This is a genomic window from Xylanimonas oleitrophica (assembly GCF_003244315.1).
GTDB lineage: Bacteria > Actinomycetota > Actinomycetes > Actinomycetales > Cellulomonadaceae > Xylanimonas_A > Xylanimonas_A oleitrophica.
In genome coordinates this window covers 254378-268099 of sequence record NZ_QKWH01000004.1, presented here as the reverse complement: position 1 = coordinate 268099, position 13722 = coordinate 254378, and the positions used below count along the sequence as shown (strand labels likewise).

Annotated in this window: 12 protein-coding genes and 1 riboswitch; of the genes, 7 read left to right on the top strand and 5 right to left on the bottom strand. The window is 75.1% G+C overall.

Annotation, left to right across the window (positions count from 1 at the left end; all coding sequences use genetic code 11):
* The first annotated feature begins 18 nt into the window (after positions 1-18).
* Together DNL40_RS08460 and DNL40_RS08455 are read left to right on the top strand one after the other, a co-directional pair.
* Positions 19-1374, top strand: coding sequence for a 3-oxoacyl-ACP reductase (locus tag DNL40_RS08460; protein ID WP_111250798.1), 1356 nt, complete (start codon positions 19-21; stop codon positions 1372-1374).
* On the top strand, positions 1371-2432 hold the full coding sequence (locus tag DNL40_RS08455) for a MaoC family dehydratase (protein WP_111250797.1): 1062 nt from the start codon (positions 1371-1373) through the stop codon (positions 2430-2432). The genes DNL40_RS08460 and DNL40_RS08455 overlap by 4 nt, the downstream gene beginning before the upstream one ends.
* Before the next feature lie 80 nt (positions 2433-2512).
* On the opposite strand, the gene DNL40_RS08450 is transcribed toward DNL40_RS08455, so the two are convergent.
* Both DNL40_RS08450 and DNL40_RS08445 read right to left on the bottom strand, forming a co-directional pair.
* Positions 2513-3502, bottom strand: coding sequence for a helix-turn-helix domain-containing protein (locus tag DNL40_RS08450; RefSeq protein ID WP_111250796.1), 990 nt, complete (start codon positions 3500-3502; stop codon positions 2513-2515).
* A 75-nt stretch (positions 3503-3577) separates the two neighbouring features.
* Complete coding sequence (locus tag DNL40_RS08445; RefSeq protein WP_111250861.1) at positions 3578-4156, bottom strand: GNAT family N-acetyltransferase; 579 nt, start codon at positions 4154-4156, stop codon at positions 3578-3580.
* A gap of 48 nt (positions 4157-4204) precedes the next feature.
* Here DNL40_RS08445 and DNL40_RS08440 point away from each other — a divergent pair, with 48 nt between their 5' ends.
* Positions 4205-5689, top strand: coding sequence for an amidase (locus DNL40_RS08440; protein WP_111250795.1), 1485 nt, complete (start codon positions 4205-4207; stop codon positions 5687-5689).
* 79 nt (positions 5690-5768) lie between these two features.
* On the opposite strand, the gene DNL40_RS08435 is transcribed toward DNL40_RS08440, so the two are convergent.
* On the bottom strand, positions 5769-7187 hold the full coding sequence (locus DNL40_RS08435) for an aminotransferase class V-fold PLP-dependent enzyme (protein WP_111250794.1): 1419 nt from the start codon (positions 7185-7187) through the stop codon (positions 5769-5771).
* A 34-nt stretch (positions 7188-7221) separates the two neighbouring features.
* A riboswitch (SAM riboswitch) is annotated at positions 7222-7334 on the bottom strand.
* Between the two features lie 302 nt (positions 7335-7636).
* On the opposite strand from DNL40_RS08435, the gene DNL40_RS08430 reads away from it, so the two are divergent.
* Genes DNL40_RS08430 through DNL40_RS08420 form a run of 3 tightly spaced genes read left to right on the top strand, consistent with a single transcriptional unit; the run spans position 7637 to position 10154 of the window.
* Positions 7637-8125: a rhodanese-like domain-containing protein gene (locus DNL40_RS08430; protein ID WP_111250793.1), complete on the top strand. Its 489-nt coding sequence runs from the start codon at positions 7637-7639 to the stop codon at positions 8123-8125.
* Positions 8122-9405: an O-succinylhomoserine sulfhydrylase gene (locus DNL40_RS08425; protein WP_111250792.1), complete on the top strand. Its 1284-nt coding sequence runs from the start codon at positions 8122-8124 to the stop codon at positions 9403-9405. Before DNL40_RS08430 ends, DNL40_RS08425 begins: the two co-directional genes overlap by 4 nt.
* Positions 9406-9446: 41 nt before the next feature.
* A complete protein-coding gene (locus DNL40_RS08420; RefSeq protein ID WP_111250791.1) occupies positions 9447-10154 on the top strand; it encodes a DUF1361 domain-containing protein in 708 nt (235 codons plus the stop codon).
* Positions 10155-10213: 59 nt separating this feature from the next.
* On the opposite strand, the gene DNL40_RS08415 is transcribed toward DNL40_RS08420, so the two are convergent.
* Positions 10214-10888: a hypothetical protein gene (locus DNL40_RS08415; RefSeq protein WP_111250790.1), complete on the bottom strand. Its 675-nt coding sequence runs from the start codon at positions 10886-10888 to the stop codon at positions 10214-10216.
* Positions 10889-11043: 155 nt separating this feature from the next.
* Here DNL40_RS08415 and DNL40_RS08410 point away from each other — a divergent pair, with 155 nt between their 5' ends.
* Positions 11044-12126 carry an LLM class flavin-dependent oxidoreductase gene (locus DNL40_RS08410; RefSeq protein ID WP_111250789.1) on the top strand — a complete coding sequence of 361 codons (1083 nt, stop codon included), beginning with the start codon at positions 11044-11046 and terminating at the stop codon, positions 12124-12126.
* A 96-nt stretch (positions 12127-12222) separates the two neighbouring features.
* Here the strand turns inward: DNL40_RS08410 and DNL40_RS08405 are convergent, their stop codons facing one another.
* Positions 12223-13686 carry a flotillin family protein gene (locus tag DNL40_RS08405; protein ID WP_111250788.1) on the bottom strand — a complete coding sequence of 488 codons (1464 nt, stop codon included), beginning with the start codon at positions 13684-13686 and terminating at the stop codon, positions 12223-12225.
* Between the last annotated feature and the right edge of the window lie 36 nt (positions 13687-13722).

Genomic DNA, 13722 nt, shown 5'->3' with positions numbered 1-13722 from the left:
GCCTCGCAAGGAGAAGAGATGACTGACGCGTACACCCGGGCCGTCAACACCGGCCTGACCAAGACCCTGGCGAAGAAGCTCGGCCTGCCCCGACCGGCGCTGCTGCGCCGGTACAAGCCCGGCGCCCCGCTCACCGTGGGTCCCGTCCTGGTGGTGTCCGACGACGCCTCCAAGGCCGACGCCGACACCCTGGCCCGCACCCTCCTGGGGTGGGACCTGGACGTGCGCCGCGACGCCGCGGACGACGCCCGCTGGGGCGCCGTCGTGCTGGTCCTCACCGAGACGGCCCGGCCCGAGGACGCCTCGGGCGCCGTGCTCGCCGTCGGCCCCGCCCTCAAGCGCCTGGCACCCAGCGGGCGCGTGGTGACGGTCTCGCGCGCCCTCACCCCCGCCGACGGCCCCGAGCTGGCCGCCGTCCGGAGCGGCGTCGACGGTTTCCTGCGCTCGGTGGCCAAGGAGCTGCGCGCGGGAGCCACGGGCAACGGCGTGGTCCTCACCGACGGCGTCGGCGTCGACCACCTGTCCGTCCAGGCCACGCTGCGGTTCTTCCTGTCCGCGAAGTCCGCGTACGTGGACGGCCAGATGCTGCCCGTCGGCCCTGCCGACGTCGCGGGCGAGCCCGACTGGGAGCGCCCGCTGGCCGGCAAGGTGGCCGTGGTGACCGGCGCCGCCCGCGGCATCGGCGCCGCCATCGCCAAGACGCTCGCCCGCGACGGCGCCACCGTGGTGTGCGTCGACGTGCCCGCGGCCGGCGACGGCCTGGCCCGCACCGCCAACCAGGTGCGGGGCACCGCCCTGCAGCTCGACGTCACGGCAGCCGACGCCGGCACCCGCATCATCGAGCACGCCCGTCAGCGGCACGGCCGCCTGGACATCGTGGTGCACAACGCCGGCATCACCCGCGACAAGCTGCTGGCCAACATGGACGCCGCCCGCTGGGACTCCGTGGTGGCCGTCAACGTGGCCTCCCAGCTGCGCATCAACGCCCAGCTCCTGGAGGCCGCCGAGCGTGGCGACGTCGCGGGGCTGCGCATCGTGTCGCTGGCCTCGACGTCAGGCATCGCCGGCAACCGCGGTCAGACGAACTACGCCTTCACCAAGGCCGGCGTCGTCGGGCACACCGCGGCCACCGGCCCGCTGCTGGCCGCGACCGGGGGCACCGCCAACGCGGTGGCTCCCGGGTTCATCGAGACCGACATGACCAAGCACATCCCGTTCGCGACCCGGCAGGTGGCGCGCCGCCTGTCCTCGCTGCTGCAGGGCGGGGAACCGGTCGACGTGGCTGAGGCGATCGCGTTCCTCGCCTCGCCCGCCGCCGTGGGCGTCAACGGGCAGACGCTGCGGGTGTGCGGCCAGAACATGGTGGGCCGGTGACGGCCGTGGTGACCGCGACGGACGGCGGGGACCTCGACGTCGAGACGCTGCCGGCGCTGCCCGGCCTCGGCGGCCTCTACGCACGCGGCGCGGCGTCGTCGGGCCGTATCGCGGCGGGCCGCGCGCTGCCGGCGATCCCCGGGATCGGCGGCGGGCCGGCAGCCTCGGAGGGCGTGATCGCCCTCCCCCGGGTCGCCTACCGGGTCGCGGGCGTGGAGACGGCCCGCATGGGCGAGCACCTGCGCGACTACCAGCGGCTGCTGCACGAGCCCGGGTCGGACTCCCTGCCGGCGGGGTTCCTGCACGTGCTGGCGTTCCCGCTGGCCACCGCCGTGATGGTGCGCGGGGACTTCCCGCTGCCGCTGCTCGGCATGGTGCACCTGGCGAACGACGTGTCGCTGACGCGGCCCGTCGTGCTCGGGGAGCGCCTGGAGGTCCGCGCGTGGGCGGAGAACCTGCGCCCGCACCGCCGCGGCGTCCAGGTGGACCTCGTGGCCGAGGTGCGCGTCGAGGACCCGTCGGCGGCCGAGCCGGTGCTGGCCTGGCGCGGCGTCTCCACCTATCTCGCCAAGGGGTTCCAGGTCCCGGACGCGCCAGGAGCGGCGCAGGGTTCCTCGGGTGCCGTCTCTGGCACGGGCTCGGGTGCCGAGGGCGACCGGGAGCCGGAGGGCGCCTGGGTGCCGCCGCTGCCCACCGGCCGGTGGGTGCTGCCCGCCGGCACCGGGCGGGCCTACGGCGCCATCTCGGGTGACCGCAACCCGATCCACATGTCCACCCTGTCGGCCAAGGCGTTCGGGTTCCCGCGCGCCATCGCCCACGGCATGTACACCGCCGCACGGGCGCTGGCCGAGGTGGGACCGGCCCGCGGGGCGACGTACCGGTGGACCGTCGAGTTCGCCAGGCCGGTGCTGCTGCCCGGCACGGTCGACGTGGCGATCACCCCGGTGGACGCGACCGAGGGAGCGCTCGACGGCGCCAAGCCCCCCGGGTTCACCTACCTGGGCTGGAACTCCGGCCGGCGCACGAGGCACTTCACGGGCACGGTCACCCCGCTCTGAGGCGACCTGCCGGCGGACGGCATCCCTGACGGGACGTGGCCCGCACCGCACAGGTGCGGGCCACGTCCGTCTCTCCGGGGTCAGACCCAGTCGTGGCGTGCGGCGTGCCAGCCGAGCTGGATGCGCGTGTCCACGCCCGCCACGTCCATGAGGGCCCGCACGCGCCGCTGCACCGTGCGCAGCGACAGGGCGAGCTGGTTGGCCACCGCCTGGTCCGTGGTGCCGGAGAGCAGCAGCGCGAGGATGCGCGCGTCCGTCTCGTCGATGCGGCCGTCCCCGCTGCCGGGGATGCGCGGTTCGGCCACCACGGGCATGGCGTGGCGCCAGGTGGTGTCGAAGAGGGTGACCAGGGCGTCGAGCAGCGCACCGCCGTGCACCACCAGGGCGCCGACCGCCTCGTCCTGCCCCTCGGGGTCGTGGCTGGCGAGGGGCACGTAGGCCAGGCGGCGGTCGATGATGAGCATCTTCACGGGCAGGGCGTCGGCGACCCGCACGTCCTCCCCGCCCGCCACCGCCTCGATCGCGGCGTTGAGGGTGATCTGGCCGGAGTCGAGCAGGCGGCGGTCGAGCAGCACCCGGTAGTGCACGCCACGGGAGACGGCCTCGTCCTCGGCCGACGTCTCGCCGGTGCCCACCGCGAGCACCGGGGGGCGCACGAACGCGTCGACGCGTTCCTGGGCGCCGAGCTGCAGCTGCTCGAACCGTTGCCGCACGGCCTCGGCGCCGTGCACGACGTCGAGCACGTCGGTGGGCCGGCGTGTGGCGGCCGAGCTGCGGTACAGCTCCTCCAGGCGGGTGAGCTCGACGCGGGCGTCACGGATCTCGTCGCTGCGGCGGGCGAGCATGGCACCGAGCGCGATCTCGGGCGGCGCCGCGGCGAACCGGGCGGCGTCGACCGTCTGGCGGGCGACGAGGCCGCTGTCCTCGAGGTCGCGCAGGACGAGGGCGGCCTCGTGCGGCTCGAGACCCATGCGGGCTCCGAGCTCCGTGGCGTCGAGCGAAGGGGCGGACACGAGCTCGCGGTAGGCGAGCGCTGCTGAGCGGGACAGACCGAGCACGTCCTCGAGCATGGGCGCCTACCTCCGGAAATCTCGGCACCAACAGTGGCGAGGATACGTCACGCCGCAAATCCGCCACGCCACCTGTCAGGCGAGTCGCGCCTCCAGCCCGGCCCGCACGGCCGGCCACTCGTCGTCGAGCACCGAGAAGTACGCGGTGTCCCCGGTCGAGCCGTCCGCCGCCACCCGGTGCTTGCGCAGCACCCCCTCCGGACGCGCCCCCAGCCGCTGGATCGCGGCGCACGAGCGCACGTTGCGTGCGTCCGCGCGCAGCGCGACCCGCTGCATGCCCCACTCCTCGAACGCGTGCCCGAGGAGCAGCAGCTTGCACGCCGGGTTGTTCGTGGTCCCCCACCAGGCGCGTCCGTAGAACGTGGTGCCGATCTCCACGCGCCGCTGCGCGTGGGACAGCTCGTAGAACGAGGTGCTGCCGCGCACCTGGCCGTCAGCCGCACCGCCGTCCGACACGACGGCGAACGCCACCCGGGCCGGGTCGGCCTGCTGCGCGGCGACCCACTGCGCCCACCCGTCAGGCGTCGTCGGGCGCGGGCTGGTCATGCCCGCCCACAGGGCGTCGTCGACGAGGGCGTGCAGGGCGGGGGCGTGCGCGACGGCGAGCGGCTCCAGCCGCACACCGTGGCCAGCCAGGACGAGGTCGTGGATCACGGAGGGATTGGACCACGCCGCCGCGCCGCTCGGCCGTAGCCTGGCGACATGACCGCCCTCCACGAGCGCACCGCCGTCGAGCTGCGCGACCGGCTCCGCTCCGGCGACCTGTCCCCCGTCGAGCTCACCGACCACTACCTGGGCCGGGTGGAGGCCGGCAACGAGGCCGTGGGGGCGTTCAGCCACGTCACCCCCGACCTGGCCCGCGAGCGCGCCGCGGCCCTCGGCTCCCCCACGGACGAGCAGGTGCTGTGGGGGCTGCCCTCGGGCGACAAGGACCTGTGGGACCGCGCGGGCGTGCCCACGGGGTTCGGGTCGCGGGCCTTCGGCGGCGAGCACGCGGTCGTGCCCACGGCGAGCAGCGACGTGGTGGAGGTCCTGGACGGCGCGGGCGCGGTCAGCCTGGGCAAGACGGCCACCCCGGAGCTCGGGTTCCCCGCGTACACCGAGCTGCTGGCCGGGCCGCCGGCGCGCAACCCGTGGGACACCACGCGCACGGCCGGCGGGTCGAGCGGCGGGGCGGCCGTGGCCGTGGCCGCCGGCCTGCTGCCGTTCGCTCCGGGGTCGGACGGCGGCGGCTCGATCCGCATCCCTGCGGCGGCGTGCGGGGTGGTGGGGCTCAAGCCCAGCCGCGGCCTGCTGCCCGCCGGCGGCGGGGTCGACGGCGCGGGCGGCCTGGTGGTCAACGGGCCCCTCGCCCGCACCACGGCCGACACCGCGCTGCTCCTCGAGGGCCTGCTGCCGCGCGACGGCGGCGGCGCGGTGCCGCACCCGCTGACCCTGCGCACGCCCGCCGGTCCGCGCGGCTCCTACCTGGCGGCCGCGCAGCGGGGCGAGGTCACGGACCCCGGCGGTGCCGTGCGCCGCACGTTCCGGCTCGGGGTGAGCACGTTCAGCGCCTGGGACGGGTTCTACGACGTCTCCCCCGCGCCCGAGGCGCTCGCTGCCCTCGACGCGGGCGTCGAGGCCCTGACCGCGCTGGGGCACGCCGTCGAGCCGACGGCGTGGGAGCCCGACGCTGCCTATGCCCCCGCCTTCCGCACCCTGTGGATGGCCGGTGCCGCAGCCCTGCCGATCGACGACCCGGAGCGGCTGGCGCTGCTGGAGCCGCTCACGCGATGGCTGGTGGGCGTGGGCCGCAAGGTGCCCGCGCGGCAGCTCATGGAGGCGCTGCGCCACCTGTCGGCGTTCGAGCGCACGATGGTGGCGCGGGTCTCGGCCTTCGACGCCGTGCTGCTGCCCGGGCTGGGGATGGTGCCCCCGGAGCTGGGCTGGTTCGACCCGCAGGACCCGGAGCGCAACTTCGAGCAGCAGTGCCGGTTCACGCCGTACACGGCGATGATCAACGTGGCAGGGCTGCCCGCGATCACCGTGCCGGTGCTGTGGACGGATCCCACGGACACGGCCCCGGCGGGCCTGCCGATGGGCGTCCAGCTCGTGGGCCGCCCGGGTGGTGAGCACGTGCTGCTGGCGATCGCCGCACAGCTGGAGGAGCGCCTGCGCTGGAGCGAGCGCCGTCCGCCCGTCTGGTGACCCGTCCCGTTGTGGGCGGAAGACTCGCCGCAATCCCGACGGGATTGCGGCGAGTCTTCCGCCCACAACGGTGAAGGCGTCAGTCGGGGAGGCAGCCGAACGCCTCGTCCAGCCCGAGGGCGGCCGTGGCGAGCAGCCCCTCGAGCCCCGTGCCCTCGGGCACCGGCCGCGGGTCGTCCACCACGACCCAGAGGCCGTCCACCACGTCGTACCGGGCGCGCGGCCCTTCCTCGACCAGGAGGCGGACCGCGGCGAGCAGCCGCTCGACGTCGGACCCCGGCGTGCCCACCCCCACCGAGGCGCGCACGGCCCCCGCGTCGAACCCGAGACGGCCCAGCAGCGGGTGCGCGCAGAAGCGGCCGTCCCGCACCCCGACGCCGTGCTCGGCCGAGAGATAGGCGGCCACCAGGCCGGGGTCGTACCCGGTGACGGTGAAGGTGACCACGCCCACCGGGTCCGCGGCGTCGTCCCACACGTGCGCCACCTCGACCCGGTCGATCTCCGCCAGCCCCGCCACGAGGCGGGAGCGCAGCGCCTCCTCGTGCGCGCGCAGGCGCTGCGGGTCCACCGCGGCGAGCGCCTCGCAGGCTGCGGCCAGCGCGACGGCGCCGACCACGTTGGGCGAGCCGGCCTCGTGCCGGGCGGGTCCCTCGTGCCACACGGCCTCGCCGGCGCGCACGCGGCGGACGGCGCCGCCCCCGGCGAGGTAGGGGGTGCCGGCGTCGAGCCAGTCGCGGCGGCCCACCAGGGCGCCGGCGCCGAACGGCGCGTACGTCTTGTGCCCGGAGAAGGCGACGTAGTCGACGCCGGTGCCGGCGAGGGAGAAGCGGCGGTGCGGCACGAGCTGGGCGCCGTCGAGGGTGACGCGGGCGCCGTAGGCGTGGGCGGCCTCCACGACGGCGGCCAGCGGCAGGGCCTCGCCGGTGACGTTGGACGCCCCGGTGACGGCGAGCAGCGCGTACCGCTGGCCGGTGCCCGCGGCGTCGGCGAGCTCCGCGCGCAGCTCGGCCAGGGTGGCGGCCACGGTGGGGCCGCCGGTGAGCACGGTGGCCTCGGTGCCGCGCTGCCAGGGCAGCAGGTTGGCGTGGTGCTCGACGTCGAGGACGAGGACGCGCCCCGGCTCGCCGGTCACGGGGTCGGCGGGCACGCACCCGGCGAGGAGGTTGAGGGCGTCGGTGGTGTTGCGCACGACGACGGTGAGGTCGTCGTCGCGGGCCCCGACGAACTCGCCGACGGTGCGGCGGGCCTGCTCGTACAGCGCCGTCGACACCTGGGAGAGGTAGCCGGCGCCGCGGTGCACGCTGGCGTACAGCGGCAGCACGCGCTCGACGCGGGCGGCAACCTCCTGGAGCGCCGGAGCCGAGGCCGCGACGTCGAGGTTCGCGTAGGGCACCCGTCGGCCGTCGACGAGCGGCACCAGGGTGTCGGCGCCGACGACGGGCAGCACGGGGGCGACGTCGTCGACGCGGGCGGGGCGGGCGGTGGTGAGAGCAGCCATGCGGGTCCTCCTCGGTGTCCGGGGAGGTGGGGGCTCCCCGCGCTTGCCGTGCGGGGCCGCACGGCCAGGTCGTCACCCGGGGCACCCCGCCGCGAGGGGGAGGGTTGCCGGCCAGCGAGCCGGGGCTTCGCGCTGGCGCTCATGACCTGAGGAGAGGCTGCCCGGACCGGGCGGTGCGGGTCAAGGAGGGAGTCGAGGCGTCTCACGTGGCGGTCGTGCGGGCCCGGGCACCGCGCCGGCGGTGCCGGTCCGGGACGCACGAGGCCGTCCAAGATCCGGGACCAGGATCCGAGACGGGCCGCTGGTCGGCAGCGGGCCGTGACGTAGCATCACCGCGACCATCCCGAGCGGCCGAGTGACGTGGCACGTCGACGCCGCAGCAACCCTGGGGTGCCGGGCACCGCGCCCGGGTCCCGCAGGGTGCTCCCGCCACGAACGATGGAGGAGCCATGAGCGACACCAGCATCGACGCCCGCCCCGCCGACGGGTACGCCGGGGACATCACCCCCGAGCAGACGTGGGACCTGCTGACCACCGACCCGGACGCCGTGCTCGTGGACGTGCGCACCGAGGGCGAGTGGCGGCAGGTGGGCGTGCCCGACGCCGCCCCCGCCGGCAAGCGCACCGTGTTCACGCAGTGGGTGCTGGGCGACGGCCGCCCCAACCCCGCCTTCCTCACCGAGCTGCGCGCCGGCCTGGAGGCGGCGGGCGCGGGCCCGCAGGCCAAGGTGGTGTTCCTGTGCCGCTCCGGCCAGCGCTCCATCGGCGCCGCACGCCTGGCCACCAGCGCCGGCATCGCGCCGTCGTACAACGTGCTCCAGGGGTTCGAGGGCGCTCCCGGGATCGACGGCGTCCGCGACCGCGAGGGCTGGAAGGTGGCCGGCCTGCCCTGGCGCCCCACGTGGGCCGACGGCGAGCCCGCCGGCGACGCCCGATGAGGCAGGGCCCCCAGCCCATCCCCACGGGGCCGGCCGGCAACGGCGCCCCCTTCGGCGGCGCGGGCCGCGGCCCCCTGCCCGCGAGCGCCCGGCCCCGCACCCTGGCGGTGCGCGGCGGCCACCGGCGCTCGGACCACCTGGAGACGGCCGAGCCCGTCTACCTGACGCAGGGCTACGTGTACGAGTCGGCGGCCGATGCCGAGGCCGCGTTCGCCGGAGAGCTGGAGCGGTTCGTCTACTCCCGGTACGGCAACCCGACGGTGCACACGTTCGAGGAGCGGCTGCGGCTGGTCGAGGGCGAGGGCGCCGAGGCGTGCTTCGCCACGGCCACCGGCATGAGCGCGGTGTTCACCACGCTGGCGGCGCTGGTGCGCAGCGGCTCGCGGATCGTCTCTGCCCGGGCCCTGTTCGGCTCCACCACGGTGATCTACGAGGAGATCCTCGCCAGGTGGGGCGTCACGGTCGACTACGTGGACGGTCACGTGCTCTCCCAGTGGGAGGAGGCGCTGGCCCGCCCGGCCGACGTCGTGTTCTTCGAGACGCCGTCCAACCCCATGCAGGACCTCGTGGACGTGCGCCGGGTGGCCGAGCTGGCGCACGCTGCGGGTGCCGTCGTCGTGGTGGACAACGTGTTCGCCACCCCGGTGCTGCAGAAGCCGCTCGCGCTGGGTGCCGACGTCGTCGTGTACTCCGCGACGAAGCACATCGACGGCCAGGGGCGGGTGCTGGGCGGGGCGATCATCGGCTCGCGGGAGTTCCTCGAGGGGCCGGTGCAGACGTTCGTCCGCAACACGGGCCCGTCGCTGAGCCCGTTCAACGCGTGGGTGCTGCTCAAGGGCCTGGAGACGCTCGACCTGCGCGTGCGCGCCCAGGCGGCCGCGGCGCTCGAGGTGGCCACCGCCCTGGAGGCGATGCCCGGCATCACCGGGGTGCGCTACCCGTTCCTGCCGAGCCACCCGCAGCACGCGCTCGCACTGGCTCAGCAGGACGGCGGCGGCACCGTGGTCACGTTCGACCTGGAGGTGCCCGCGAGCGCCGGGCCGGACGAGGCGAAGCAGCGGGCCTTCCGGTTCCTCGACGCCCTGCGCGTCGTCGACATCTCGAACAACCTCGGCGACGCCAAGTCGCTCGTGACCCACCCGGCCACCACCACGCACCGCAAGCTCGGACCGGAGGGCCGGGCCCGCGTGGGCATCACCGAGACCACGGTGCGCCTGAGCGTCGGCCTCGAGGACCCGCTCGACCTGGTCGAGGACGTCGAGCAGGCCCTGCACGCCTGAGCCGACGGGCAGACCCGGCCCGCGTCGGCCACCATGACCAGGTGGACGCCGTGCTGCTGCTGCCCCTGGGCCTCGTGCTGCTCAACGTGTACGCCCTCGCGCTCGTGCTCCTGCGCGCGCCGGCCTACCGCACCCGGGTGTACCGGCCCATGGTGCTCAACATCGGCCTCTCGGTGGCTCCCGCCGCCGTCATGCTGGTGACGTTCCTGGCCGTGCTGGTGGTGGTGCAGGCGTTCCCCTCTCCCGTGGCGCTGTTCGCCGTGCTCGCCGTGGGCGGTGTGGTGTGGCTGCTCCTGCTGCCCAACGCCGCCTACCTCGTCACGGAGCTGAACCTGTCGCACCGCCGCGAGGGCGAGGCGGTGCCCCTCTGGTACGACATCGTGCTGGTCATCACCCTCGCGATGTCCGGGGTGCTCAACACGCTGGCGAACGTGGCGCTGGCCCAGCTCGTCGTGGCAGCCGTGCTCTACCCGGAGGACGACCGGCCGCTCGCGCGCGCCGGGTCCTGGGTGGCCGCGGCGGTCATCCTGCTGCTCGTCGCGTTCGGCATGTACCTGGGGCGGTACATCCGCTTCAACAGCTGGGACCTGCTGCACCCCGGGTCGTTCCTGCGCAAGCTCGTGGGCCACTTCCGCGACGGCGCGCACCTGCGCGCCGCCGCGGGGTTCGTGGTGACCCACGGGCTGTTCCTGGCGATCCTCTACACGATCGTGATCGCACCGGCCGTCGTCGGCGTCGTGGAGAGATGACGGTCGCCGGACAGCGCTCAGACCGCGGCGCTCAGGCCGCAGCGCTCAGGCCGCAGCGCTCAGACGAGGCGGAACGGGCGCCCGACGGCGGTGCGCGTCAGGTCCGCACCGGCGACGTCGGTCAGCAGGGCCCGCACCCGGTAGGCACCCGGCCCCACACCGTCCAGCGGGAGCCGCGCGGACCACTCGCCCCAGCGCCAGCCTTGACGCACCGTGCCCGTCGACACCACGCACGCCTCGGCGTCGTCGCGCACCAGCACCACCACCAGCTCGCGGCCCGCCTCGTGCGTACCCAGCCCGAGCACCCCCGAGACCGACAGGGTGCGGCCGGCACCGGAGCCGCCCACGACCTCGTGCCGCTCGTCCACGTGCACGTAGCCGTCCTCGAACTCGTCCACCGTGACCCACGCGGTCACCTCGGCCCGGTTCAGCAGACCGTCCACCACCCGGGCCGTCACGGGGCGCACCCCGGCGTGGCGGCGCCCGAGCGCACCGTCCTCGAAACGGACCGTCCAGGCGCCGTCGTCGTCCACGCGCGCCGAGCGCACCACGCCGGACACGCAGACCTCGACCACCGCGTCGTCCACCATCGAGCCGGTGCAGCGGCCCGAGACGGTGAAGCCGTCGTACGTGTTGAGCGTGCGCGGGCACACGGCCAGCTCCACGCGTGGCGGCACGTACTGCTCCTCGAACGCGGTCGCCTCGGTCGTCGGGGTGGTGTCGATGACGGTCATCGCTGTGCTTGCCTCCTGGGCTCCGTCCCCCTGTGGGACCCCGGGAGCCTCACCCGCCCCGGCGCCACTCGCAGGCCGAGCCGGGACCTGATGAGTGGTCCGGCGGCGAGAGTGAGTGTGGAACAGCCCGGACCCGGGGGATGTTGCCCTCAGCGATGAACACCGCCGCGCTCTCCCCCGCCCCGCTCTCCCCCGCCCTGTCGGTGCTGGACCTGGTGCCTGTCCGCACGGGCCAGACGTCGGCCGAGGCCGTCGCCGCCTCCATGGACCTGGTGCGCCTCGCCGACCGTCTCGGGTACACCCGGTACTGGTTCGCCGAGCACCACAACATGCCCGCCGTGGCGGCCTCGACGCCGCCCGTCATGGCCGCCGCGGCCGCCGTCCAGACCGAACGCATCCGCGTGGGCTCGGGCGGCGTGATGCTGCCCAACCACGCGCCGCTGGTGGTGGCGGAGCAGTTCGCCGCGCTCGAGGCGCTCGCACCGGGGCGCATCGACCTGGGGCTGGGGCGCGCGCCCGGGTCGGACCCGGTCATCACCGCGCTGCTGCGCTCGTCCGGCCCGACGGCGGACGTGGAGCGGTTCGGCGAGCACGTGCAGGACATCATGGCGCTGCTGCGTCACGAGGGCGCCACGATCCGGCTGACCAGCGGGGAGACGTACCCGGTGCGGGCCACGCCGTCCGCCACGGGCGCCCCCACCGTGTGGCTGCTCGGCTCCTCCGACTTCTCGGCCCGCCTCGCCGCCGAGCTGGGGCTGCCGTACGTGTTCGCCAACCACTTCTCCGGGGCCGGGATCGACCAGGTGCTCGCCCTGTACCGCGACGGCTACCGGCCCAGCGAGGCGTTCCCCGAGCCGCGCACGTTCCTGACCCTCAACGTGGTGGTGGCCGAGACGCAGGAGGAGGCCGAGGCGCGGGCGCTGCCGCAGCTGCGCTCGATGGCCCGCCTGCGCACCGGCAAGCCCATGGGGCCGCTCGAGACGGTCGAGGAGGCGCAGGCCGCCCCGCTCGACACCCTGGGCCAGCAGATGGTGGAGGACATGCGCGCCCGGTGGCTGACCGCCACGCCCGGCACCGCGGCCGCCGAGCTGCGCCGCCTCGCCGGCCGGCACGGGGTCGAGGAGGTCATGGTGGTGCCCGTCGGCGCCTCGCGCGAGGACGAGGGCATGACGACGACGGCAGGCCGCACGCAGACGCTGAGCCTGCTCGCCGAGGCGCTGGGCACGCCCGCCGCCTGACGCGGGCTCCCGCGCAGAGACGCCGACGCCGGCAGCCACGGGAAGGTGGCTGCCGGCGTCTTCGTCTGGTCTCCGGAGCGGTCCCCCGGAGGGCGGTCAGTGGACCGGTGTCGCCTCGGCGGTGACGACCTCGGCCGGCGCGGGCGTGCGCTCGGCGAGGAACCCGGCCAGCAGCGTGGTGATGTCCAGGCCCGTGGTCGCCTTGACCACGGCGGGCACCTTGGTCATCAGGTCGGTGGCCAGGTTGGTCACCGCGCCCGCGTTGGAACCGTCGCCCAGCACCGTGATGTTGTCGATGTTGCCGAGCGGCTTCGCGGCCGCCTCCAGCATCGCGGGCAGCGCCGCGAGCACCTGGTCGATGACGGCCTGCTCGCCGTACTTGTCGTAGGCCTGCGCGAGCAGCTCCTTGACCTCGGCCTCGGCCTGGCCCTTGGCCTTGATCGCCTCGGCGTCGGCCAGACCCGTGGCTCGGGTGGCCTCGGCCTGCGCCAGGCCCTGCACCTTGAGCGAGTTCGCCAGACCGGTGCCCTCGGACTCCAGGCGCACCTTCTCGGCGGCAGCGGCACGCTCGACGGCGACGGCACGGGCGGCCGCATCCTTCTCCGCCCGGTACAGCGCCGCGTCGGCCTCCTTCTGCTTGGTGAACAGGTCGGCCTCGGCCGCCTTCTGCGCGGCGTACAGCTCGGCGTCGGCCTTGGCGCGCACGTCCGAGTCCAGCTTCAGCTTGGTGAGCGTGGCCTGCTGCTCGGCGTTGGCCTGCTCCGCCCGCGTGATCTCGGCGGCCTGGGCGGCGGCGACCTTGGGCCCCACGGCGTCGGCCTCCGCCTGCGCGGCGTCGGTCTCCTTCTTGAACTCGGCCTCGCGGAGCGCCGCCGTCTTGTTCGCCTCGGCGATGGCGATGCGGGCCGCAGCCTGCGCCTGCGCCGACTGGCGGGTGTTCTCGGCCTCGGCGATCTCTGCCTGGCGGCGCACCTCGGCGGCCTGCGGACGGCCCAGGTTCTCGATGTAGTCGGCCGGCTCCGAGCGGATCGCGTTGATCTGCAGGGTGTCGATGCGCAGGCCCGACTCCGCGAGCGCCTTCTCGGCCTCGGCCCGGATCTCCGTCGCGAACTTCACGCGGTCGGCGAGGACCTCCTCGACCGTCATGTTGCCGACGACGCCGCGCAGGGCGCCGGCGAGCACCGTGGCGACCACGCCGGGCACCTGCTCCTCGCGGCCCAGGAACCGCTGGGCGGCGGCCCGCACGCCCTCGGGCGTGCCGTCGATCTTGGCCAGCGCCACGGCGTCGACCGTCACCTTGATCTTGTCCGAGGTGACACCCTCGTCCACGCGCATGGGCACCTCGGTGGCGTCGAGCGAGATCGACGCGGAGCGCTGCACGAACGGCACCACGAACACGCCGGAGCCGATGACGACCTTCATGCCACCGGTGCCGCCCTTGCCACCGGTGATGACGAGCGCCTCGTTGGCCTTGGGGATCTTGTAGCGGGAGACGATCGCGAGGACCACGATCGCGAGGACGACGACGATCGCGGCGATCGCAGCGACGGCGAGGGGCATGGCTGACCTTCCGGTGGAGCGGTGCCCGCGCCGGTC

Bases quoted from the DNA above. Each gene is read 5' to 3' on its own strand.
- DNL40_RS08460 (WP_111250798.1), top strand. From the start codon at position 19: ATGACTGACGCGTACACCCGGGCCGTCAACACCGGCCTGACCAAGACC.
- DNL40_RS08450 (WP_111250796.1), bottom strand. From the start codon at position 3,502: ATGCTCGAGGACGTGCTCGGTCTGTCCCGCTCAGCAGCGCTCGCCTAC.
- DNL40_RS08440 (WP_111250795.1), top strand. From the start codon at position 4,205: ATGACCGCCCTCCACGAGCGCACCGCCGTCGAGCTGCGCGACCGGCTC.
- DNL40_RS08435 (WP_111250794.1), bottom strand. From the start codon at position 7,187: ATGGCTGCTCTCACCACCGCCCGCCCCGCCCGCGTCGACGACGTCGCC.
- DNL40_RS08430 (WP_111250793.1), top strand. From the start codon at position 7,637: ATGAGCGACACCAGCATCGACGCCCGCCCCGCCGACGGGTACGCCGGG.
- DNL40_RS08425 (WP_111250792.1), top strand. From the start codon at position 8,122: ATGAGGCAGGGCCCCCAGCCCATCCCCACGGGGCCGGCCGGCAACGGC.
- DNL40_RS08415 (WP_111250790.1), bottom strand. From the start codon at position 10,888: ATGACCGTCATCGACACCACCCCGACGACCGAGGCGACCGCGTTCGAG.
- DNL40_RS08410 (WP_111250789.1), top strand. From the start codon at position 11,044: ATGAACACCGCCGCGCTCTCCCCCGCCCCGCTCTCCCCCGCCCTGTCG.
- DNL40_RS08405 (WP_111250788.1), bottom strand. From the start codon at position 13,686: ATGCCCCTCGCCGTCGCTGCGATCGCCGCGATCGTCGTCGTCCTCGCG.